The 23,243-nt window shown below is 68.9% G+C and carries 12 protein-coding genes; 8 read left to right on the plus strand and 4 right to left on the minus strand.

Features of this window, described 5'->3' with window-relative positions:
- The first annotated feature begins 73 nt into the window (after positions 1–73).
- Positions 74–274, plus strand: coding sequence for a helix-turn-helix transcriptional regulator (locus ACLQ27_RS04955; RefSeq protein WP_357492485.1), 201 nt, complete (start codon positions 74–76; stop codon positions 272–274).
- Between the two features lie 64 nt (positions 275–338).
- On the opposite strand, the gene ACLQ27_RS04960 is transcribed toward ACLQ27_RS04955, so the two are convergent.
- The 4 genes from ACLQ27_RS04960 to ACLQ27_RS04975 form a co-directional block, all read right to left on the minus strand.
- Positions 339–4,463: an Eco57I restriction-modification methylase domain-containing protein gene (locus ACLQ27_RS04960; protein ID WP_425865769.1), complete on the minus strand. Its 4,125-nt coding sequence runs from the start codon at positions 4,461–4,463 to the stop codon at positions 339–341.
- Positions 4,463–7,396 (minus strand): DEAD/DEAH box helicase, encoded by a 2,934-nt coding sequence (locus ACLQ27_RS04965; protein ID WP_425865770.1) that lies wholly within the window; start codon positions 7,394–7,396, stop codon positions 4,463–4,465. The genes ACLQ27_RS04960 and ACLQ27_RS04965 overlap by 1 nt, the downstream gene beginning before the upstream one ends.
- 51 nt (positions 7,397–7,447) lie before the next feature.
- Positions 7,448–13,687, minus strand: coding sequence for a protein kinase domain-containing protein (locus ACLQ27_RS04970; protein WP_425865771.1), 6,240 nt, complete (start codon positions 13,685–13,687; stop codon positions 7,448–7,450).
- A 402-nt stretch (positions 13,688–14,089) separates the two neighbouring features.
- Positions 14,090–16,000, minus strand: a complete 1,911-nt coding sequence (locus ACLQ27_RS04975; RefSeq protein WP_425865772.1) for an N-6 DNA methylase — start codon at positions 15,998–16,000, stop codon at positions 14,090–14,092.
- Positions 16,001–16,084: 84 nt separating this feature from the next.
- On the opposite strand from ACLQ27_RS04975, the gene ACLQ27_RS04980 reads away from it, so the two are divergent.
- The 7 genes from ACLQ27_RS04980 to ACLQ27_RS05010 all read left to right on the plus strand — a co-directional run bounded on the left by ACLQ27_RS04980 (position 16,085) and on the right by ACLQ27_RS05010 (position 23,203).
- Entirely contained in the window at positions 16,085–16,645 is a 561-nt protein-coding gene (locus ACLQ27_RS04980; protein WP_425865773.1) for a DUF4352 domain-containing protein, read from the plus strand.
- A gap of 82 nt (positions 16,646–16,727) precedes the next feature.
- On the plus strand, positions 16,728–17,228 hold the full coding sequence (locus ACLQ27_RS04985) for a hypothetical protein (protein WP_425865774.1): 501 nt from the start codon (positions 16,728–16,730) through the stop codon (positions 17,226–17,228).
- A gap of 67 nt (positions 17,229–17,295) precedes the next feature.
- Positions 17,296–18,174 carry a hypothetical protein gene (locus ACLQ27_RS04990; RefSeq protein WP_425865775.1) on the plus strand — a complete coding sequence of 293 codons (879 nt, stop codon included), beginning with the start codon at positions 17,296–17,298 and terminating at the stop codon, positions 18,172–18,174.
- Positions 18,175–18,255: 81 nt separating this feature from the next.
- Complete coding sequence (locus ACLQ27_RS04995) at positions 18,256–20,697, plus strand: AAA family ATPase (protein ID WP_425865776.1); 2,442 nt, start codon at positions 18,256–18,258, stop codon at positions 20,695–20,697.
- The gene (locus ACLQ27_RS05000) at positions 20,694–21,098 is read left to right on the plus strand and encodes a hypothetical protein (RefSeq protein ID WP_425865777.1); all 405 of its coding nucleotides are present in this window, start codon (positions 20,694–20,696) and stop codon (positions 21,096–21,098) included. The genes ACLQ27_RS04995 and ACLQ27_RS05000 overlap by 4 nt, the downstream gene beginning before the upstream one ends.
- A gap of 3 nt (positions 21,099–21,101) precedes the next feature.
- Positions 21,102–21,974, plus strand: a complete 873-nt coding sequence (locus ACLQ27_RS05005) for a DUF6218 family protein (protein WP_425865778.1) — start codon at positions 21,102–21,104, stop codon at positions 21,972–21,974.
- Between the two features lie 14 nt (positions 21,975–21,988).
- Positions 21,989–23,203, plus strand: coding sequence for an exonuclease domain-containing protein (locus ACLQ27_RS05010; RefSeq protein ID WP_425865779.1), 1,215 nt, complete (start codon positions 21,989–21,991; stop codon positions 23,201–23,203).
- Positions 23,204–23,243: the final 40 nt, after the last annotated feature.

The following is a 23,243-nucleotide window of genomic DNA, read 5'->3' on the forward strand; positions in this document are numbered from 1 at the left end:
GCTTAGGGCGCATGTGAAGAGAGCACTCGCACAGAGAGCGTGTGTTCAGTTCGTGTGCTCTTACCGTCAGCACGTGGGAGAACTTCGGCTGGTCGCGAGCCAGGAGATTCAGGAGATGCTGGGCGTCTCGCGCACGCGCGCCTACCAGATCACCAACTCGAAGTCCTTTCCCGATCCAGCGGCCGTCCTGTCCGTCGGGCGAATATGGCGGGCAGAGGACGTGGAGCGGTGGATCAAAGACCACCGGCGGGATCTGCAGGACACGGAAGAGTGAACACAGAGGGCACCCAGGTAGCGCTCCGCCCTGGATGCCCTCTCGTCAGTGCCGTCTAGCCAGATCAAACCTGGCTTGCTCGTTGAGCGTCGTGCTCCCTCGACCGCTGCCGAGGAATGGTTGGGGCTGCCGAGTGACGGGGACCGTGTCCGGGCGGCGGGGTGAGGGTTGACGTGTAGGTCTCGCCGTCGATCAGCGGGCTGGTCAGGCTGACACCGGCAGCGGCCATCCGGTCGTACTCGGCGAGGACCAAGCCCTTGGTCCGGTAAATGCCATACCTTGCGATTTCGTTGTACTTCAGGCCACCGTTGTCAGTCTGAAAGGTCTCGAGGATGTAATCCGCATCGGGACGAGAAATCCCGTAGAGATGGAAGAAGTATGCGTCCAACTCGGCGCGAAGCTGGGCACGGCGGCTTTCATCCCATCGAAACGGAGCGCCTGAGTCGCCGAGGTCGCGGGCGAGCCCCGCCATGTCGTAGGCCGTGTAGACGAGTTCCAGGACGCGTGGCGTGAAGAATGGTGTGTGCGGCTCCAACATTGTCGGAGTGGGCACCGGAAGCTGCTTCCAGATGAAGAGCGCCATGCTGACGCCGCCGATTTTTTGCCGGCTCACGTAGTCAAAAACCAGCGAACTCTGACCTGCCACGAGCGCTGCGGCCAGCGCGGCTGAAAGACGTGGATATATAAGAGGTAGCTTGTGGCCCACCGCTACACGGGGGACGAAAGCCGGAATTGCCGTTCTCGCATTGGTTGCGCTCGTGACATCGCGATAGCTGACAAGCCAGTCCCGATCCCATTGCAAGGCATTGAGTTTCTTCGCCACATCGGTCTCTGCAACCCAAAGGTTTGGCTGGGCAAGCCGGCCGGGGGAATCGTGCTCTTCGGCCACGAGATAATTGGGCTGATTCTGACGTTTCACAGCGGTTTGGCTCTTTACCACGTCCGCCGCTCGATGGTCGAAGAAGCTTACCATCTTTGCTTCGTACAGCGGGAGCATCTTTGCGGTGTCCTTCATAAAGGCGTTTCCGATGAGACCCCATCCCTCAGCCTCAAGCTCTTGCCGCGACTTGAACATGTTTGAGTCATGGGACATGTTGAATAGACCCTGCGACGATCTAAGCTGCCAAGGATTGCCGTTAGGATCCCCATCCTTAACCAAGACAGGCACCCGCCGGTAAATGTCCATCGTCAGCGTGGCATCGCGACGCGTTCGAAATACAGGGCAAGTGCCAGTATTCGGATTGAGGAGTCTGATCTCCGCAGGTGTCAGGGAAAACTTCTTCTCAAATATTTCGAGGTCCGCTGGGTCATACAGGAAGAACGCGAACTGCGCGGCTGACTCACTTAGCCCGGCGCCAGTCAGAGACAAGATACTGAACCTGGCACGAGAGTCAACGTCCGGAAACAAGCCGCGACGGTTCTCAAAATCATACAACGCCGCCAACGATCCAGTTCGCACAAGATCAGTGAAGAAGTACTGGGTCCTCGCATCCGTGGCGATACCGGTGGGGACTACAAGGGCCGCCCGGCCGCTGGCGCCCACAAGGTTCCGAACCGTTTCTGTGAAGACGGAGTAAGTGTTCAGATTGCCCTGCCCGGTCAAGGGTAGGTGACCAGAACGGCGCAAGAAATGACTCTGCTTGTAGCTCTCGTGTTTCGCCAACTCGAACTCCTCGAAGAGGTGCCGTGTGCCAGGGTCCTCTCGGAGAGAAGCAACTAGGCTCTTCCGGTCGGATGCCTTCGTAGCGGCGGCCACATCCGGTAAGAGTTGGGCAAAAAACTCTTGCTCCTTAATATCCACTGTGTCCCAAGGTGGGTTGCCGATGACGCAGTCGAAGCCTCCAGCCCACCCCAGATCCGTCTCGATTTCGGCCGCGGACTCAGGGACTCGGAAGACGTCGGGAAACTCAAGATGCCAATGAAAGAACAGGTGCTGGCGACGCAGTCGGATGACTTCGTCGTGAGTAGCTTGCGATACGGCAGCCGCGTTGGAACCCTCAATAGCACGGAACACACCATGGGTGACGGCTTGCGGCGATCCCTTAGTCTTCTTCCACATGAATGAAGCACACCAGGCGTCGGCGACCTGCTTCGCATGGGCATATTCAGCCGCGATTTCCCACTCATGATACGCGGACGCCTGCCTGCGAACATTACGAAGCGTGCCGGAGGGGGCCGCCGCGATGCGCCTAAGACCTTGTGCGAATGTCGTGTTGGCGACCATTACTTCACCATTCAGGTCGAAGAGACTCCCCTGTCCCACCCGCTCCGTAGCGTTTTGCATCTGCAGAGCCTTGGCGTATGCCCGATCGTCGCCCTCCGTTGCCTCGAAGGCAGCACTGGGAATGCCGTCCCGGAGGAGCTTCGGAGTGGCCCCGATCAAAGAATTGCCGCACTTGATGTGTGCGTCCAGGAAGCTCAGCGGCTTGCCCGGCTCCAGCGCCTCCATCCAGAGGGAAACCTTGGCCAGTTCGACGGCCATCGGGTTGAGGTCGACGCCGTAGATGCAGCCGGCGACGACCTCGTGCAGGGCGTGGCGTACGGCGTCGACCGTCGGCTCGGGGTTGCGTTCGCGGACCGCCGCGACCCGCTTGGCGATCCGGCGAGCCGCCGCGACCAGAAAGTGGCCGGAGCCGCAAGCCGGGTCGCAGACGGTGAGCGACAGCAACTCGGAGACGATCGCGTCGGACGGGTCGGGCTGCCCGGCCGCCGTGGCGGCCATCTCGCCGCGCTTCACCGCATCGTCGATCACCGGGTCGAGTGCCGAGTCGAGTAGGCAGTCGATCAGCGAGGACGGCGTGTAGTACGAGCCGGTGGTCTTGCGGGTGTTGCCGGCGAGTTCGACAAGTTCGAAGGTACGGTCCACCGCGCTGTGCTTCGGCACCAGCTCCAGCAGGGACTCGTAGATCGAGCCCAGCTCTTCGGCGTCCAGGTTGCGGTAGTCGACCGACCGCCAGCGCCGCGAGCTGCTGTCCCGCACCAGCGACAGGTGCCGGATGGCGGTCAGCAGGGAGTCGTTCGACAGGGCCAGGCCGTGCAGCGGGGCGTCGGCCTCGTTGTAGTCGAAGAGGCCACCGAGGCCGGGCAGGCCCAGCTCCGGGCGACCGTTCTCGTCGCCGAGCGCGTCGAGAACGATTCGCAGCGCCTGGTAGAGGTCGCTGTGCCCGGTGCCGCGGCGGCGCCGCGCCCGCGTCCGCAGCCGGGCGGACGAAAAGTAGCCGGCGTACCGCTCGCGGGCCTGCTCGTCGGCGTCGGGGTGGTGCAGCGCGTCGCGGTCCTCGGCGACGAAGAGGAAAAGCAGCCGGTAGACCAGGCGCAGCAGGGCGTTGTGCAGGGCCTGCGGGTCGACGTCCTCTCGCAGCGCGCCGTTGTTCGGGTGGCGCAGGAAGCCGGTGCCGAGCGCGGTGATCGCGTTCTGGACGCCCTTGCGGAGCTGGTCCAGGGCGCGGGTGCCGGCGGCGATCGCCTCCGTCCGCCATTTCTCCAGCCAGCAGCTCGACGGCGCCGCGCCGTCGGCCACGTCGAAGCGGGAGACGTGCAGCAGCCGGTACAGCAGCACGAACTCGCTGAACAGCTCGCCGTCGAAGATCGCCTCCAGGTCGAACTCGACGTACGCGGCGGTGGCCATCGCGCTGGAGTCGCGCAGCAGCCGCAGCTGCCGACCATTGGTGAGCACACCCCACAGGTGGGCCTCTGAGCGGTTCAGGCACTCCTGCACCAGCGACTGCGGCGGCACGGTGCCGGCGCCGCCGGGTCGCTTGTCCAGCGTGGCGTTCCACCCGGCCAGGTGGACCGGCACGTGGTTCCAGCGGTGGCTGATCGCGAAGGTCTTGCCGCCGTCATCGGCGGTGATGCCGGCGGCGCCCAGCGCGGTCAGCCGGCCGAAGCCAAGCTCGTCGAAGAGCGGTTCGAGCCACTGCGTAACCGCCAGGCCGGTGGGATCGGCGGGGGTCTCCGCCTCCGGGGCGACGAGGAGCTTGTCGCGCAGGTCCTTCCAGATCGACTTGAGGTAGTCCCAGTGCCGTTCGGCGTCGTCGCGTACCGACCGGGAGCCCACCACGCGGTAGTCGGCGGGCTTAGAGCCGGTGACGTCCTTACCCTCCGCGATCCGAAGCAGCATGTCGGCGGGGATCAGCCCGCCGATCGTGTGGACGGCGGAAAAGACCTGGTTGCGGGCGGTGGCGGGCATCAGGCGACTCCTCCGGCGGCGGGGGTGGAAGCCGGCAGATAGACGTACGCGCCGAGGATGTCGGCGGGTTTCTGCGCGGTGACGGTCAGGCCGCGGACGATCTCGCCGGCGGCGCTACGCACCCGGCGGTGCGAGGCGAGGAGTTCGGCGGCAAGCTCCTCGCCGTACTCCTCGAGGTGGTCGGTGGCGGCGGGCAGGCCGTCGAGGATTCGGCTCATCGTGCGCTCGCCGAAGTCGCGGTCGGTGTTCTCGTCGGCGGTCGCGTCGAGCAGCCTCAGCGCGTCCTCGGTGGGCAGCCAGGTGGCGTTGGTGGGTGCGCCGGCGAAGGCGAGTAGCCGGGCGTCCTCGGCGACGAGCTGCCGTACGCCGGCCCGGGACGGCAGGGTGAGGTGGAAGCGGTAGCGGACCAGCAGCAGCGTGGTGCGGCCGGTGACGGCCCGGGTCCGGATCACGCCGCAGCGGCGAGCCGGGCGGGGGCCGGCGACCTTCTCGTCCAGGGCGGCGTTGAGGACGTAGCCGGCGAGGGCGACCACGGCCGGGTCGGTGCGTACCAGGGCGGCCTCGCCGCGCGCGACGGCTGCCGTACTGCGGAACGGGACCGGGCGGCCCAGCTCGACGACGTCGCCGCCGAGCGCTGGGGCGAGGCCGTCGCGGAGCCCGGCGGGCGTGCCGCTCAGCTCCGCGGTGAAGTCCCCGGAACCACCTGGGTCGTCGCGCAGCACGCCGTCGAGGGCGCGCAGTGACTGGCGTACGAAACCGCGGACCTCCGCTGCCCGGCCGAGCGTGTCGCGGACCGCGGCGACCTCGCGGGCCACCTCCTCCGGGCGGATGGAATGCTGGGCGAACCGGGAGCGGGACGTCTTCTCGCGTTCCGCGGCGGACTGCCAGTCCGCGGCCAGGGCGGCGGCCTTCTTGTCGATCGCCTTGTACTCGTCGACGTCGAAGAGGCTGTCCTGCTCGCCGTCGCGGCCGCGCAGCAGCAGCCACTCGACGATCGCGTCGGTCACCCCGGATGAGGCGGCGTCGGGGACGGAGACGGAGATGCCGAGGTCCTTGCGGATCTGCCGATGCTTCTTGATGAGGACGTCGAGAACCTTGCCGTCGATGCCGTTGTCGCTGCCGTAGAGGGTGATGACTCGGACGACGCTGCGCTTCTGGCCGTACCGGTCGACCCGGCCTTCCCGCTGGTCGTGGCGGGTGGGGTTCCAGGCCAGGTCGTAGTGGACGACGGCGTCGAAGTGATGCTGGAGGTTCACGCCCTCGGAGAGGCAGTCGGTCGCGATCAGCACTCGGCGGGCGCCAGGATCGTCGCCGGCCGCCTCGGCGAACTCCTCAATGCGCTGGATGCGCTGCTGCGGCGAGAGAGTGCCGGTGACGGCATGCACCACGGCCTTCTTGCCGAGTTTGCCGTCCAAGTGCTCGGCGACGTACTCGGCGGTGGGGATGTAGCGGCAGAAGACAATCGGGTGGTACCCCTCCTTGAGCAGCGCCTTGAGGTGGGTGACCAGGGCGGCCAGCTTCCGGTCCTCGGTCGGCCCCTCCAACTGGGCCGCCTGGTCGGCCAGCTCGGCGAGCCGCGCACCGGCGTCGGCCACGCCGCCGGTCTCCGCGCCGGGGGCCACGTCGAGGCCTTCCAGGGCGTCGCTGTCGGAGAAGTCGCTGGTGAGCGGGGCGCCGAGGCGGTCGGCTTCCTCGGCGGTGCCGGCCGTCGCGGTCGCTGATCGGGTACGCAGGGTCTGCGCGGCGGCGCGCGGCGAGGACACCAGCGAGCGCAAAAGGGCGATCGCCGACCACCAGGCGATCCGGGCCTCCCTCCGGCCCTGCTTGTCGGCGGCACTCACCCGCTCACTGGCGTACGCGATGGCGTCGTCGAGCAGGGCACGGTAGGCCGGAGACAGCCGGTAGGTCTCGTCCTTGAAGTGCCGGTCGGCGGGGAACGACGTCTCCTCGGCGAGGCTGTCGTCGGCCAGCCCGTCCTCCCGGGTCAGGTACTGGCGGACGTCGGCGCGCTTGCGGTGCACGAAGTACGGGGCAAGCATCCGGCGGCCCGCGTCCGAGCCGAGGTCGACCGTCGCGAGTTCCGGCTTGACCAGGCCCAGCAGGTTCCGGAAGGCGCTCTCCTTCCCGCTGTGCGGGGTGGCGGTCACCAGCAGCAGGTGCCGCTCGGGGTCGGCGGCCACGCGTTGCAGGAGCTCGAAGCGGAGCTGATTCTGCGACGAGGTGTTGTCGTCGGCGGCGACGCAGGTGTGCGCCTCGTCGACGATGACCAGGTCCGGGCAGTGCCGGACGAAGTCGTCACGGTGCCGGGTCGACTTGATGAAATCCGTGGAGACGATCACGTGTGGGTGCTTGTCGAACAGGGACTGACCCAGGTCCAGACCGCGCTCCAGCCGGGAAACCGTGGAGGCGAGGACCAGTTCGGCGTCGATGCCGAACTTGGTACGCAGCTCCGCCTGCCACTGCTCGGCCAGTGCCGGTGAGCAGAGCACGGCGAGCCCGCTCGCGCTGCCCTGCGCCAACAGCTCGCTGGCGATGAGGCCGGCCTCGACCGTCTTGCCGATGCCCACGTCGTCGGAGATCAGCATGCGGACGGTCTTCTGGCGCAGCGCCATCATCAGCGGCACCAGCTGGTACGCCCGCGGCTCCACGGCGATGCCGGCGAGGGATCGGAATGGTCCGGCGCCGGAGCGGAAGCCGATCCGCAGCGCGGACCGGAGCAGGCCCGCCGCCTGGGCGTCGCCGAGGTCGGCCGGCGACGGGTGCGCGAACTCGGCGCTGCTGACGGTTTCGAAGCTCGGGAAGACGGCCGCGATGTCGTCGTCCGCGCCGCCAAGGGGGCGCAGAACGAGCAGGGCGGGGGCGCTATCCGGCAGTACGACCCAGTCACGGCCGCGGGCCGTGACGAGGGAGCCGGCGCTGAAGGGGGTGGTCATGAGGGGTTCCTTGCGCGTCGTGGTGTTCTGTTGTCAGTGCGGAGTGGGGGGTCAGCCGCTGGCTTTGGTTCCGAAATAGTTGGCGTGTTTCGCCGCGATGGCGGCCCAGTCGCCGTTGTGGGGAAAGCGGACGACGTCCCAGCCCCGGTCGTAGAGCCGTTCCTGCGCCTCGGTGTCGCGTTCGGCGACCGCGGCGTGGTCGTGGACCGGCCCGTCCACGAAGACGGCCACGTTGGCACCGGGCAGCCGGTAGACGTAGTCGGGCCGGGCCAGCGCCTCGGTGACGAAGGTCTGCGCCTCGTCCGGCAGGCGCAGGCCCCGCTGCTTGAGCCAGGTGATGAGCTTCGACTCCAGCGCGGTGTCCGACTGCGCGGTGAGACGCTCGAGCTGCTCGGTCCGCGACTCACCCTGACCGGTGGGTGCAGCCTTGGCTGCAGCGATGCGCAACAGCAGGTCGCGCACCAGGTGCCGGTTGATCGACCGGTGGTTGAGCTGGTTGCCGTAGGTCAGCAGGCACTCGTAGCAGCCCTGAGCGCAGGGACGATCGGGGTGCGGGCCGCCCGTGTCAGTGCCGTCGGGCTCGAAGTGGCAGATCGCCAGCGCCTCGGCGGCCGCCCGCGCCAGGGCGGTCGGGTCCGACTGCATGAGCCGCAGCACACCGGCGCCGCCCTCGGCCGCTTCGGTGAACAGCATCCGCTCGCGCGGCCCGTCGTTCGGTGGCAGGAGTTCCGTGGTCAACTCGGAGTCCTCCAGCTCGAAGGCCGCCTCGATGCCGCGCTCCAGCGCATACATCAGGGAGAGCGCGACCGCTTCGTCGAGCGGCTCGTCGAGCTTGAGGACCAGGATGTTGCGCCGGTCCTCCACGTACGGGATGACCCGCTTCTTACGGCGCTTCTCGTTGCCGTCGGTGTCGATGAGGGGCATCTCGCTGGAGTCGCCGGAGGCCTCGCCAGCGTCGCGCTCGTTCATCCACCGCCCGTCGGCCGGGTCGAGCCAGAAGCCGTCCGGCTCGTCCGTCTTGGACCGGACCCGGCCGATGTTGGTGATACGGACGGTGGCCGAGTCGCCGTAGGAGAGGACTGCCAGGCCGCCGACGGCATCCGAGACAATGGCGTCCCGGCGGCCGGGGCGTGCGCCGTGGTCGTGGAAGCGGTACGAGGTGACCAGCCGGAAGCCGGCCCGGCGTCGCTCCTCCTCGTCGGAGGAGATGCGCTCACGGCGCTTGGTGTAGACGGTGTGCAGATGCAGCAGGCCGGTGGTCCGCTCGCCCAGCACCTCACCGCACATCTGACAGCGGTCGGCGTTCTCCTTGATGTCGTGGTGGTAGCCGCAGTGGTGGCACCGACGCGCCTCGCCGGTCACCACGTCGCCGGCCGCGTCCGGGGGCAACTGGATCCGGGTGACTTGATAGCGCGCACCCTCGTGGTAGATCAGGGCGCCCGGGCCGAACTCGCGGATGGCGAGGAATCGTGGTCGCTGCAGATAGTCGCCGTCACCGAACTTGCGGCCGATGGTGGGTACGTAGGCGGCGAGCGGCAGCCGCGGGAACGAGTAGCCGGGGAGGAATCCCTCGCTGGCCAAGTAGCGGTACGGGTTGAAGTCCGACAGCACCGACTTGCTATCGACGCTCTCGTTCTTGAGCAGGTTGAGCTGGGTCTCGGCCTCCTTGCGGCGGCCGACGGCGATCCGGCGATCGCGTTCGGACAGGGTGTGGTCGAGGACCCGCCGGTTCTGCTCGGCCTGGTCGACGAGAGCGGCCTTGAACAGGTCCCGCCAGCGGTCGAAAGCCCGGTCGAACCGCTCGGACGTGGTCCGAACGGTGTCCTCGATCCACTGGTCGTCCCACCAACTCGACTGGGCGTACTCGGACAGCAGGCCGGCGAAAACCGTGCGTGCGGCGGCGGCCGCCCGCTCCTGCGACCGGCTGTCGTGCAGCGCGGCCGTCATGTGGTCGTGCAACGCCAGGGCCGGGTTCGGCCGGCGGGAATCCTCCGGGTAGCTGATGTCGATGGTCTCGGGTATGGCACGCCCCAGCTTGATCCCCGCCTCGGCGAGCCAGATGGCCTGCACGTGGGACCGGACGAGGTCCTCGTTGGCCAGATCCAGGCGCGGTGGCGCCACCGCGCCGGCGACCATCCGGGCCGAGCGGCGGAAGTAGTACTGGTCGTGGCTGTTTCCGGTGGCGCAGTAGGTGGTGACCAGCGCCGGCTGACCCGACCGGCCGGCGCGGCCGCTGCGCTGCGCGTAGTTCGCGGGCGTGGGCGGAACGTTGCGCATCATGACGGCGTTGAGCTCGGAGATGTCGACCCCGAGCTCCATCGTCGGCGAGCAGTAGAGCAGCTTGAGCTCCGCCTTGCGGAAGGCCTCCTCGCGCCTTTCCCGCTCGGCCGGGTCGACCTGGGCGGTGTGCTCGCGGGCGGTCAGGCCGGCGAGGGTCCCGGCGGCCTCTTGGTAGAGGTCGCGGAAGAAGGTGTTGACCCGGGGGCCGTCGCCGCTGGCGTAGGTGCGGGTCAGCGGGTCGTGGGTGCCAATCTCGCCGGAGCCGGCCCGCCAGATGAGGGAGGCAGCCGAGACGCGGTAGCCGGTGGCACTGGCGCCGGCCGGCCGACGGAAACGACCGGCCCGCTGCGGCGCGGCGTCGATCCTGGTGATCACGCTGGCGTTCGCCAACACCTCCAGGAGATCGACGATCACCTGCTGCGCGTCGTCGAAGCCGAGCTTCTTGCCGAAGTGCACCCGTCGCAGGTACTTGCCGAACTTGCCCCGGCCGGAGAGGAACAGCCCCGAGCGGTCCATGCCCGGCCGCGACGGCTGCGGGTACGCGGTGCCAACCTTGGGAGCGTCGCTCGCGGACAGCACCCACGGGTCGATCAGACGTTCCTCGCTCGCGCGCTGCAGCGAGTCGAAATCATCCCGGAAATACTGCACGTCGATGGCGAGCGACCGACGCATCTCGTTCAGCAACGCCCGAATGATCTCGACGCGCTGGCCAGGCTCCGCCTCGCGAAGGACGTTGTGGCTCTTCGACCAGCGCTCCTGGTTCTGCGCAAGCCAGTCGAGGTCCTGGTAGTCGATCTCCAGCAGGCCGGTCTGCTCCAGGTTGGGCATGGTGATGCGCCAACCCCGCTCAAGGTCCAGATAGAGGCGGAAGGCGACGACATCACGCAGCGTCTTCGCGGCATTGCGCGCCATCGAGGGCGGGAGGTCGTCACCCCGTGCGTAGTCCGCGACCTGGAGACACAGGGCCGTAGTTACGTCGGAAGCCAGGTCCTCGTGGTTGATGCCCTCCTCACCAGCGTCCAGCGCCGCCTTGTACAGCGCTCCCCGCAATTGGGTGATCTGCACGAAGTCGTTGAAGTGGCCGGCCTGCAGCGAGGCGTCCTGTCGGTTGTCGACGAAGGTCAGCAGCTTGCGGGCCTTCTTGTCGAGTGCCTCCGGCGGCGCGCTCATCAGGGAGCGCACGATCGAGGCGGAGACCAGCGAGGTCGCCGAGGAGCGCCCCTCCTGATCGAGGGTGGCGAGCTTGGCGAAGTCCTTGCCCCGAGTCTGCTCGTAGCTCACACCGCAGTGGGCACAAAAGAGGAACGGCGAGGGGATAAACGCCGCCTTCAGTGTTCCCCGACCCTCGTATCCGTACGGGTCGACGGTGACCGCGACCGGCAGCCGCTCCCGGTGGGAACTGCGGACGGCCTCCTGCCCGTTGTCGTCGATCTCGAGCCAGGACTCCGGGATGCGCCGGCCCTCAATGGCCTCCTCACGCGTGTTCGGCCACGGCCGGTCCGTGTCGATGTAGAGGTAGCCGTCGGTGGCCTTCCCGCCCGTGGCGACGATGTCCCGGCGCGGTTCGTAGACGACGTTGCCGTCCCGAGTGGTGCGCCAGACCGTCAGATACTCCTGGCCGCATTCGCGGCAGAAGGCGAGCGGCAGCAGGATCTTCCCGTCCGAGCCGGGTAGGACGAGCTGGTAGTCCCGGGTGAGGTGGCGGGTGAGCTCGTCCTCAAGGGTCACGTGGACCGTGTCGCCCTTGGAGAGGAACTGGTGCAACCGGAAGGCGAACAGCGGCCGCTCGGTGACCGGGTGTCGCGCCTCGGAGCCGGCCTTCAGGGTGCGCCGGATCGCCTGCGCGCACTCCGCAGCAGTCAGGCCGCTGGCCTCGGCCAGTTCGACCGCGGCATCCTCGATCTTGGCAGGCTTCTGGCGCACGAGATGCCCTACGGCGTCCACAGCGAGACCAAAACGCGTCTCGATCCAGCGGGCCAGCGGATCGTTGACCAGGTCTCGGTAGGCCCGTGGTGCGCCGGGTGCCCGCAACCGATCCACCGGCACCGTTTCGGGTGCGGCGGCCGTGGCGCGGACGAGCGTCTCGCCGATGACGTTCGCCGGCGTGACCTCGACGCCGAACAGGGTGCTGGCGACCCGCGCGACGACCACCCGCTGGTCGTCGATGGTGCCTTCGCTGGAGATGGTGGCGGAGGTTCCGATGCACTGCAGCTTTTCCGCCTGGCAGGCCTCACGTACTCGGCGGATGAGCAGGGCGACGTCGGCGCCCTGACGGCCCCGGTAGGTGTGGAGCTCGTCGAAGACGAGGAACTCCAGCCCCTTCGCCATCTTGATCAGCGACCGCCGGTCGTCGGGGCGGGTGAGCATCAGTTCCAGCATCACGTAGTTGGTGAGCAGGATGTCCGGCGGATTGTCGCGGATCTCCTTACGCCGCTCGTCGCTCTCTTGACCCGTGTACCGGGCGTAGGTAACCGGCTCCCGGCCAGGCCCGTACCCGTCCTGGAGGTACTTGTCGAGTTCTTTGAGCTGGCTGTTGGCGAGCGCGTTCATCGGGTAGACGATGACCGCCCGCACCCGCTTTGCGGGTTTGGGCCTCTCCTGCTGGCGCGCCTTGAGCACCTTGTCGACGATCGGCACGATGTACGACAGCGACTTGCCGGAGCCGGTGCCGGTGGTCAGGACGTAGGAGGCGCCGGACTGTGCTTTGGCGATCGCCTCGCGTTGGTGCTGGTGCAGGGTCAGCGAACGGCCGTCACAGGTCGTGCCGCCCTCGGTCTTCCTGGCCTGGAAGATCCGCGCGCACTCCTCGTGTAGCACACCCTGGCTGACGAGTTCCAGGATGGAGCCGCCCGAGGCGAAGAACGGGTTGAGCGACACCCACGGGTCGGGCCACTGCGATTTGGCGTCCAGGTCGTCCTCGACAAAGGCGGCGATCCGGTCGTCCCGGATGATCGTGCCGCCCTCGGTGAATGCACGGTAGTCCTTGATGAGTCGCTCGTGCACCCCGAAGACGTCCATGCCGGCGCCGGTCGTGTCAACGCGCGCGTCCTCCTCGGCAGGGGCCGGCAGCACGGCGGCGTCGGTGCCGCCACGCACCTCCGTCAGGTACCGCACCGGGTTGAAGATCTCCCAGCCCGGCACCGTATCGGCGCCCTTGGCAAAGAGCAGAAGCGCCTCGCGGACGCTCACCGCGTCCGCCGGACGGTCTACAGGGTCCTTGGCCAGCAGGCGGCCGATCAGCCTCGCCATGTCGTCCGGCACATCCGAGCGCATCAGCCGGATCGATGGCACCGGCTCCTCGAGGTGCTTCTGGTACAGCTCGTGAGCGGACTCGCTCAAAAAGGGCGGCACTCCCGTCAGCAGCTCGAAGAGCACGCAACCCAGCGCGTACAAGTCGGCTGCCTGGGTGACGGCTGCGGCGAGGAACTGCTCGGGCGCCATGTAGCGAGCGGTGCCGACGGTGACGCCGGTGCTGGTCACCTTGCCGGCCTCGCCGTCTTCGAGAATCCGGCCCATGCCGAAGTCGAGAACCTTGATGGCGCCGGTCCGCAGCAGCATCACGTTTGAGGGTTTGAGGTCACGGTGGACGACGCCGGCGCCGTGCGCCGCCGACAGTCCGTCGGCGATCTGGGCACCTACCGCGGCAACCCACGCGATGGGCAGCTGTGGATGCTCAGACACCAGATCCCGCAGGGTCTCTCCGTCGAGGAGTTCCATCGCGATATACGGCAGTTCGTCGGCACCCGCCGCTCCGGCGATGATGCGCGGTAGGTGAGCGTGGCGGAGCTTGCGCATGATGCGCACCTCACGCTCAAACCGTTGCCTGGCCTTGTTGTCGGCAGACGTGTCGATGAGAGCCCCGGAGCGGCTACGGAGGATCAGCTTCAGCGCAACCATGCGGTCGGTGGAGCCCTCCGCTGCGGCCATGTCCTCAGCCCGGTGGACCTCGCCCATGTTGCCCTTACCGATGGCACTCAGCAGCCGGAACCGGCCGGCCACCCAGTCGTTCATCCCCGTCACCCTCAACGCCCCCCGACTTGTTGTCGACGGCGAACGCGCTGCCACCTTCTACCGAGACGTCGGCTGCCCACTCAGCCCACCACGGTCCCACCTGAAGGACTCGCCCCGATACGTGAATGCGAAGGTTCGTTGCGATGCCGTCCGTGGAGTATCGCTGGCCGTGGCCAGCGGAAAATCCTCCAGTCGGCGGAAATGATCAACCGATAGTTGAGGGCTTGACAACGCGCCCAAGCCGTCCACTTGGGCCGCATCTCACTCGATCTATGCTGCTATCGGTAGATCATCGACTGCCACGCCGAGGCGCAGATCTGGCCTGAGCAGCCATTTGTCGTTCGGAGTCGATATTGGCGGCTCATCGGATTCGGCCAGAAGCTGCGCCCGCGGCAGTAATGATCAGGGCTGCAGGAGCCCGCGGGCGAGTCCGTCCACCATGAGCTTCACCAACGCGTCCCCGATCTCTGCCGCTTGTCGGATAGCCGACTCCATGGCGTCCAAGCGGCGGAATGCGTCCCCGTGCGCGCGTTGCTCGTCGAGCGGCAGTCGCCGCACCTGCGCCCGTCGAATGTCGAACCGCATCGTCCCCGAGAGACTCGACGACTGCTTCTCGTTCGCCGACGTGCGCAGCTGACCGGCCAGGAACCACGGATCCAGCGCCGCCGGGTTGGGTCGCAGCAGGTACAGGTTGCGCCCCAAAAGCACCCCATCGGTGGTGACCACCCGTGCGGTGAGCTGCCGGGCAATCATCGGCACCACCACGTCCCCCACCGCGAGGGGGATCTCCTGCCCGAAGCGGTCGTCGACCCGCCCGGACGCCGCCACCCCGGCGAGCACGTCCTGAACGGTGAGCACTGGTGACCCGTCCGGTGCGGGTGTGGACGTGCCGGCGCGGACCGGGCCGATCAGTTGGAGTGCCCCGGTCTTCGCCAGCTCCCCGACCGTGAGGAAAAGGCCGTCCGGCCCGTCGGGCGCGGGCATGACCTGCGGCAACAGCGCCGGTAGCTCACCGACGATGGCGGCCAGTCGTTCTCTGGTGCGTACCAGATGCTCGCCGGAAGCCTCGCCCACGACGGCCGGCTGCCGGCGTGCGGGGGTGAGGTCGATCTCCTCGTCGAGCAGTTCGATGACCGGGACCGCGCGGGCGAACCCGGCCTCCTCGACGTCGCCGTCCGGGGCGGTGGAGAAGGCCCGCCAGGCGGCCAGCACGCGCGGCGCGGTGTCGGCCAGGTCGCCACTGGCGGCGTCGATCAGCAGCGCCCTCGCCGGTGGCGGCGCGTCCGTCGCAGCGCGTCGCAGCACCCACAGATGCAGCGGTACGCCGTGCGGCGCCGCCACCCCCGGTGGGAGCGCGATGACGGCGCGCAGGTGGCCTCGGCGCAGCAGCTCGCCGCGGATCCGTTTGCCAGCGCGGCGGCTGGCGACCGTGGGTGGCATTAGCAGGACGGCGTGCCCGCCGACCCGCAGGTGGGCCAGGGCGTGTTGCGCCCAGGCCAGCTCGGGTTCGGTGCGGGGTGTGTTGCCGACGATCCAGCGGGGGTCGTGGCCGAGTTCCTCGTCGCCCCAGTTGGTGGCACCGAACGGTGGGTGGCAGACGACGGCGTCGACGGCACGGCCGGCGAAGGCCTCGGCGCGCAGGGTGTCGCCGGCGCAGACTTCGCCGGGTACGTCGTGCAGGGCCAGCCACAGGCCGGCGAGCCGGGCCAGGTCCTCGTCGAGTTCCTGCCCGTACACGGAGGTGCTGCCGGCGCGGACGGCGGCTCGCAGGATGGCGCCGGAGCCGGCGGCGGGGTCGAGCACTGAGCCGCCGCCGACGTTGGCGAGCCCGACCATCAGGTCGGCGAGGTCGTCGGGGGTGGCGAAGGGACGGCCGGGGCCTGGTGCGGAGAACCGCTGCCACAGCTCGTCGAACGCGCCCTGCGGGCCCAGCTCGTCGGCGAGGGCGTCGACGTCGGGCAGTAGCGGTGCTATCTGCGCGTCGGGGTTGCCGCTGCGGGAGCCGCGCTGACGGGCCAGCAGGAAAGCGCCGACGGCGGCGAGGCCGGCGGCCGGGGTGTCGCTGGCCGCGGCGAGGTGTCGCCAGAGCCGGTCAGCGGCGGCCAGCTCGGGGAGCTTGCCCTGGGCGCGTAACCACTGCTCGACCTGGATCAGGTCGAACTCGGGGCTCGCCGTCGTCCCGCCCACTGGCGCGGGGAAGTCGGGGTGCCGTTTACGCCAGTTGCTGACCGCAGCGCGACCGACACCGGCGAGCCGGGCGATCTCCGCTGCCGTGATGGTCGGGTTCTCCTGCACGCCGAAAGTCTCGCACATCTGTCAAGCATGAGATTATCCGTTGACAGTGTTGTCAGACGATGTTCTTATTGACCCCGCAACGCTCACCTTAGGAGGACAACGATGCGCAAGACCACCACTCTCGCTCTGCTCGCCACCGGCCTCATCGCCCTGGGCTGCGGCTCCGGCGCCGCCGACAAGGCGAGCGGCTCCAGCGGCGACAACAAGGCGAGCAGCTCGAGCGGCGACGAAGGCGATGCCAAGGCCGAGGAGAAGCCCGCGAAGACCGCCAAGATCGGGCAGCCGGCCCGGGACGGGAAGTTCGAGTTCACGGTCAAGTCGTCCAAGTGCGGCGTCGCCAAGATCGGCAGCGACGTGCTCGGCCAGAAGGCGCAGGGCCAGTTCTGCCTGGTCACGGTCAACGTGAAGAACATCGGCAAGGAAGCGCAGATGTTCGACGGCAGCAGCCAGAAGGCGTACGCGGCCGACGGCACCGAGTATTCCGCCGACACCGGCGCGGCGATCTACGCGAACAAGAACGCCGAGACGTTCCTCAACGACATCAACCCCGGCAACCAGGTGACCGGCGTCGTGGTCTTCGACATCCCGAAGAACGTCAAGCTCACCAAGCTCGAGCTGCACGACTCGATGTTCTCCGGCGGCGTCGACGTCACCTTGGGCTGACCTCTCCCCCACCGACCGGGGCGGGCAGCCCACGCCCGCCCCGGCTGTTCACAGCCAGCCTGTTCACAGAAGGAACCGGGTGATGACCGACCTGACCGCTCCAGATCCGAACGAGAGCCCCGAGCATCCCCAGTCGACCGCTGGCGCCTCGGCCAGCAGCCCTGAGGGTGGCGCCTCCAGTGCGAGCACAGCGCTGGCCGGCAGACGTCGCTACCTGGTCGTGGCGTCGGCCGTGATGATTCTGCTGGCCGCGGCCACGAGCATCCTCTTTCTGACGCAGCGCGATTCGCCGTTGGAGGAGGCCCGACAAGCCTGCGGTGCCGGCAGGGACGACTGGGCGATGGTGGGCGACGACGGCAACTCCCTCACCCTGCGCAGCGTCGGCAAGGAGCGAAGCGGCCTGAAGCTGGAGCAGTTGCAGTGCTACTGGACCGAGCTGAAAGTGCCCGACGCCGTCATTGCGGAGATCGAAGGCACGCGTGCGCTGGACGGACGCCAGTCCGGCGAGTGGGAGGACATGAGCGCCTCGTGGACCTACCACCCGGACGACGGCCTCCAAATGATCATCACCCTCTCGGACTGACTCGTTGCCCTTCGTCGCGGTTCGCACTCGGCCGCACCGCTGTCCCTCCCACGCCCTGGAGACGACGATGGCCCTCCCCCACTCGCACGCCACCAAGCGTCCGGCCGTCCGCACCACTGGCGCCCTGCTCACCACCGCCCTACTGGCGACGACGCTCGCCGGCTGCGGCGACGAGCAGAGCCCCACCGCCACACCGACGACGGCCTCCCCGAGCATGGCCGCGTCCGCCAGCGCGTCGCCGACTGCGACCCCGTCGCGGGACCGGGACGGCGACGGTATCCCCGACTCAAGCGACACCTACCCCGACGACCCCAAGAACACTCCGCAGCAGCCCGTGGTCAGCCTCGAATGCGACACGGGTAACGACTGGAAGTCGCTGCTTACGGTCCAGCCCGGCAAGGACGGCCGGCCGGACTTCAGTGAGGTGTGGGCGGCGAAGCCGACGGCCTGCGACGCCCAGGCGGAGATCTATCCCGTGACCGACACCGAGAAGGCCGCGCTGAAAACGTCCAAGTACGAGGACGGCACCATCACGACGCTGTACGAGATGTGCGCCGCCGTCGACCCTGAGGACACGTATCTGGAGGCCGACTACGCGGCCAGTAGCGAGCAGATCCCGGAGATCAACGCGGCTCTCCTGCTCTGTCCCACCTACCCGTACGCGAAGAAGTGGCGCGAGGCGGTGAAGCGCGGGCAGGCCGACGCGGACCTGACAGCCCAGGGTCGGATCTTCGGCGAGGGCACGTTCCGCGTCGGTAAGGAGATCAAGCCCGGCACGTACGTCACCACGGACGTCGACGGCTGCTACTGGGAGCGGCAGAACAGCTCCGGCGACACCATCGCCAACTACTTCACCAACAGCGCCCGTCGGGTCCAGGTGACCATCCGCTCCTCCGACTACGCCTTCAGCTCCCAGAACTGCGGCGAGTGGCGCCCCGCGCGCTGACCCAGAGCACCAACTTCCACCGCTCATCCCGGGCGGACCGACGAGCCGTCGGCCGCGGACACCACACGCCTGGAGACGACTATGAACCCGCCCACCACGCCCCTGATCGAGCTGATCTTCGACCGGCTCGCCGCCGCTGACGTACCGACCGAAACCGCCGAACTGGTCCTCGCCGCCCTCAGCAGCGAGGACGATCTGACCGCTGCCCTCGCCGGCACCCCGACCCGGCTCGACCCCCGCTCCCCCACCGGCGACGGTCCAACGGAACGGATCTGGCTGAAGTCGGTGACCGTCGCCGGGTTCCGCGGCGTCGGCCCGGAGCGGACCCTCCAGGTCGACCCGGGCCCGGGCCTCACCCTGGTCGTGGGCCGCAACGGCTCCGGCAAGTCCAGCTTCGCCGAGGCCGTCGAGCTCGCCCTCACCGGTGACAGTGCCCGGTGGGCCGACAAGACCAGCGTCTGGCGTACGGGATGGCGCAACCTGCACAACCCGGACCCGTGCTGGGTGGACGTCGAGCTGCGCGTCGACGGGGTGGCCACGCCGACCCGGGTCCACCGCAACTGGCCGGTCAGGGCCGAGCTGGCCGACGCCGAGGTGACAGTCACCAGCGCCCAGGGGAGGCACACCGGCCTCTCCGAGCTGGGTCTGGCCCGCCCACTGGAGCTGTACCGGCCGTTCCTCACCGCCGCCGAGCTGGGCAAGCTCGCCGCTGGCACACAGAGCCAGCTCTTCGACGCGCTCTTCGCGATCCTCGGCCTGGACGCGCTCACCGACGCCGACCAGCATCTGCTGCGCGCCGCCCGGCCGTACGACACGACAATCAAGGAGGTACGCGCACAGCGCACCGCCTTGGCCGACGCGCTCGCGGGGATCGGCGACGACCGGGCCCGGCGGACCGCCGCGCTGCTGCGCGGGCGGGGCGCGGTCGACCTCGGCGCGGTGACAGCGATCCTCGACGAGCCGGACGAGGCGACCACCGACCGGGACGTTCTTCTCTGCCGGGAACTCGCCGCCCTCGCCCCGCCGCCGGTCGACGAGGTGACCCGGCTGGCCGGTCAGCTGCGGGAGGCGGCGAACGAGGCTCTGCGGTACGACGGTGGCCGGTCCCGGGCCGCGCTGCGCACCGCCGAGCTGCTCCGCCTCGCCCTCGAACACCACGACGACGAGGGCGATGGGTCGTGCCCGGTGTGCGCCACCGGCACCCTGGACGGCGGCTGGCGTGCCGCCGCCGCGCAGTCGCTCACCGAGCTGCGGCAGCGCAGCGTCGCCGCTCAGACGGCGACGACCCGGCTGACGGCTCTGCTGCGGCAGACGCACCACCTGATCGACGACTTCGCGGTGCCCGACGGCCCCGGGTCGGAGCCGACGGTCGGGGCGCTGCGGGACGCCGTGGCCACGCTGCGGCGCGTACCCGGGGAGCCGGCCGACCTGGCCGACCACCTGGCCGCGCGGTACCCGGCGGTGGTGACGGCGGCCGACGCGGCCCGCGCGTACGCCGAGGGGTTCCTTCGGCAGTGTGACACCGGTTGGCGGGCCGCAGCGGCCGACGTGCGCGAGTGGGTGGCCGTCGTCGGCGGGCTGCCAGCGCGGGAGGCGACCCTGACCCGGTTGAAGGCCGCGCGCGCCTGGCTGAAGGACGCCGGTGCGCAGATCCGCAACGAGCGGGTCGCGCCGTTCGCGGAGCACTCCCAGCAGATCTGGGCGCAGCTGCGGCAGGAGAGCAACGTCGAGTTGGGTGCGATGACGCTGGAAGGGGTGAACACCCGGCGGCGTGTCGTCTTCCCGGTCAGCGTGGATGGCGCCGACAACGGCACGGCCCTCGGCGTGATGAGTCAGGGTGAGATGCAGGCGCTCGGGCTCGCTACGTTCCTGCCGCGCAGCTGCGCCCCGGAGAGCCCATTTCGGTTCATCGTCGTCGACGATCCGGTGCAGAGCATGGACCCGTCGAAGGTGGACGGTCTCGCCCGGGTGCTCGCCGAGCTGGCCGAGCAGCGGCAGGTGGTGGTCTTCACTCACGACACGCGGTTGCCGGACGCGGTGCGCCGGCTCGACCTGGGCAAGGCGCGGATCATCGAGGTGACCCGGGCGGAGAGGTCGGTGGTGACGCTGCGGCCCGGCTCCGACCCGGTGACCCGCTACCTGGACGACGCCCACGCGCTGGCCCGCAACGAGGAGATCACCGCCGAGGTACGCGGGCCGGTGGTCGCGGAGCTGTGCCGCTCGGCGGTGGAGGCAGCCTGCCACCGGGCGGTCTGGCGGGCACGGGTGGGCCGAGGTGTCCCCCACGACGACATCGAGGCGGCCATCGAGGCGGCGTCGCGTCGGCTGGCCACCATCGTCGCGATGGCGCTGTTTGACGACCCCGATCGGGGCGGTCACGTGCGCGACGAGCTGCTGCGCCGGCACGGGAGGCGTGCGGTGAACGCGTACCAGGCGTGCCGGGAAGGCGTGCACGGCGCGTACCTGGCGGACCTGCCCGGCCTGGTCGCGGACGCCCGCCTCCTCGCGGCGGCGCTGTCGTGACCGCGCCAACGCCGCAGCGCTGCCTGGCGGCGGCCGACCAGTTGCTGCGCGGGTCCGGTCTGCTCGGTGCTGCGGCGGTGAGCGCCGGTTGGTGGCCGCGGGCCTGTGCCTGCCTGATCCGGCTCGCCCTGGAAGGCGGCATCGACGGCTACTGGCAGCGGGTCAAGCCGGCCGTGGCGGCCTGCCGGCAGGGCCGCGCGAAGCAGTTGATGCTGCGTGGCCGACTCGGGCCGGGCACTGAAACCGCCCGCCGGGTGGCATTCGCCTGGGTGACGCTCTCCGCCGCCACGCACCACCACTGCTACGAGCTGGCCCCCACTGCGGTGGAGCTGCGACGTCTGCACACCGAGGTGAGCGTCCTGCTCGCGCACCTCCAGGCGACCGCTGGCTCCACAAACTGACCCATGAGCACAGCAGCCGCCGGTCACCGCGACGTCCTGACCCGCTCGCACCCCACGCGTGATCTTTTCAGTCACCTGCATCTGGACACTGCGCGCGATGAGGTGCCGCTCCGGTTGAGCCGGTGTGACCACGTTGACACCTACTGTGATGCTCCCGTCGTCGATCATGGAGGATTCGGAATGGCAGCACCTGAGGAAGCAGAGAACGAACTCTCCATACCCGTTGACTACGTGCCCGGTGCGCGCGGTCACGCCGTTCTCGCCGTCGGCCCCGACACGGACGGCGCAGAGTCCCTGGGAGTGTGGCGGCTCAGCCCGACCGGACGTGCCGGCGGGGCGTGGGTGGTACGCCTCGATGAAGTCACGCAGGACGACCAGCTCACTCCAATCATGTGGATGTTGCAGGGGCGATGCCTGGTGGGGTGGGACCGGGAGACGCCGGTCGTGATTCTGGACAGGCTCGCCGACGTACTGCCACAGGAACTGATCAGCACGCTGCGGGGGTACGTGCTGACCATTCCTGAGCTCCTCACGGAGATCACTGAGCACCGGTCCGCATACGCCGAAGCGGTCGACCGGCAGCGTGCCGTGTCCACGTCGAAGCTCGCCCCACTCGCTTGGCACACCGAAGTGCCGGATCACGAGGATCTGGCGGTCCGGCTCGCCGTGCAGCCCCGCGCCGCGTCGCCGGTCGCGGGGACCGCGCTGGCCCTGACATCGGCTGTCGCCATGACCGCTCAGCTCTGGCAGGACACCGAGCAGGCGCGGTATCGCCGAAGGTACCTGCGTGCTCTGGGCGAGCCGCAACCGTTGCCCGCACGGTGGCTGGCCTGGCTGCGCGCGGCCGCCGACAACTCCGCTCCGGCCACGATCTAAGGAGTCGACTCGACGTGTACGCAGTTATCGACCTGGAGACGACGGGCCTGCGCACCAGTTGGCACGACCGGGTGGTCGAGGTCGCCGTCATCCAACTCGACAACGCGGGGCAGGTGACCCACGAGTGGTGCAGCCTGGTCAACCCCGACCGGGACCTCGGCCCGCAACTCATCCACGGCATCTCGGCCGCCGAGGCACGGCGCGCACCGCAGTTCAGCCGGCTCGCAGGTCACCTCGCCGGTCTCCTTCGCGAGAGGGTGCTGGTCGCCCACAACCTGCACTTCGACGCTGCTTTCCTCCTCGCCGAGTACCGCCGGCTGCAGATTGAACCGCCGATCAGCCCCGGCGAGGGCTTGTGCACCATGCGGCTGGCCGCGCACTTCCTCCCGTCGGCCGGCCGCAGCCTGCACGACTGCTGTCGCGCGGCGGGACTGCCACCGCACCAGGCACACTCCGCTCTGCACGACGCGCGGGCAGCCGCGCAGCTTCTGGCCCGCTACCTGCGGGACGCGGGAACGCCACCGCCGTGGACGTCCGTCATCGACGCCGCTGCGGCTGCCCCCTGGCCGCCCTTGGCTGCCGAAGCAGTGGTGCCGGTGCAGCGCCGCGAACTGGGGCACCGGGAAGAGCACTTCCTGGCCCGTCTGGTGGACCGGCTTCCGCGGCTTCGCGAACCGCAGGGTGACGCGTACCTGGACCTGCTCGACCGGGCACTGCTTGACCGGCACATCTCCGACAGTGAGGCGGACGCGCTCGTCGCCACGGCCGAAGATCTCGGCCTCGCACGAGTCGACGTCGACCACCTGCACCGCACCTATCTGGCGAGTCTGGCGGCCGTGGCGTTGGAGGACAACGTCCTCACGTCGGCCGAACGCCACGATCTGGACCAGGTTGCCTCGTTGCTCGGGCTGCAGGCCTCCGACGTCGACCATGTCCTCAAGACCGCTCGTGACGCCGACGTGGCCCGACCGCACACCAACGGTTGGCGGCTCCAGCCCGGCGACGTCGTCGTCTTCACCGGGGCTATGGAACCACCACGCTGGTCCTGGGAAGAGGACGCTCGGACCGCGGGGCTGCAGGTTGGCGACAACGTCACCAAGAAGACCCGCCTCCTGGTGGCTGCCGACCCCGATTCGATGTCCGGCAAGGCCAAGAAGGCCCGGCAGTACGGCGTCCCGGTCGTGCATCCCATCGCGTACCAGCGCATGCTCGCCGACCTCACTCGATAGGCGCAACTCGGCAGACGAGCTCGCAACTCAGTGAAGACCT

The sequence above is a fragment of the Micromonospora sp. DT63 genome (assembly GCF_049841615.1).
Classification (GTDB): domain Bacteria; phylum Actinomycetota; class Actinomycetes; order Mycobacteriales; family Micromonosporaceae; genus Micromonospora.

Coding starts and splice junctions, on each gene's coding strand:
- ACLQ27_RS04960 (WP_425865769.1), bottom strand. CDS start 4,463: ATGCCCGCCACCGCCCGCAACCAGGTCTTTTCCGCCGTCCACACGATC.
- ACLQ27_RS04965 (WP_425865770.1), bottom strand. CDS start 7,396: ATGACCACCCCCTTCAGCGCCGGCTCCCTCGTCACGGCCCGCGGCCGT.
- ACLQ27_RS04970 (WP_425865771.1), bottom strand. CDS start 13,687: ATGAACGACTGGGTGGCCGGCCGGTTCCGGCTGCTGAGTGCCATCGGT.
- ACLQ27_RS04975 (WP_425865772.1), bottom strand. CDS start 16,000: ATGTGCGAGACTTTCGGCGTGCAGGAGAACCCGACCATCACGGCAGCG.
- ACLQ27_RS04980 (WP_425865773.1), top strand. CDS start 16,085: ATGCGCAAGACCACCACTCTCGCTCTGCTCGCCACCGGCCTCATCGCC.
- ACLQ27_RS04985 (WP_425865774.1), top strand. CDS start 16,728: ATGACCGACCTGACCGCTCCAGATCCGAACGAGAGCCCCGAGCATCCC.
- ACLQ27_RS04990 (WP_425865775.1), top strand. CDS start 17,296: ATGGCCCTCCCCCACTCGCACGCCACCAAGCGTCCGGCCGTCCGCACC.
- ACLQ27_RS04995 (WP_425865776.1), top strand. CDS start 18,256: ATGAACCCGCCCACCACGCCCCTGATCGAGCTGATCTTCGACCGGCTC.
- ACLQ27_RS05005 (WP_425865778.1), top strand. CDS start 21,102: ATGAGCACAGCAGCCGCCGGTCACCGCGACGTCCTGACCCGCTCGCAC.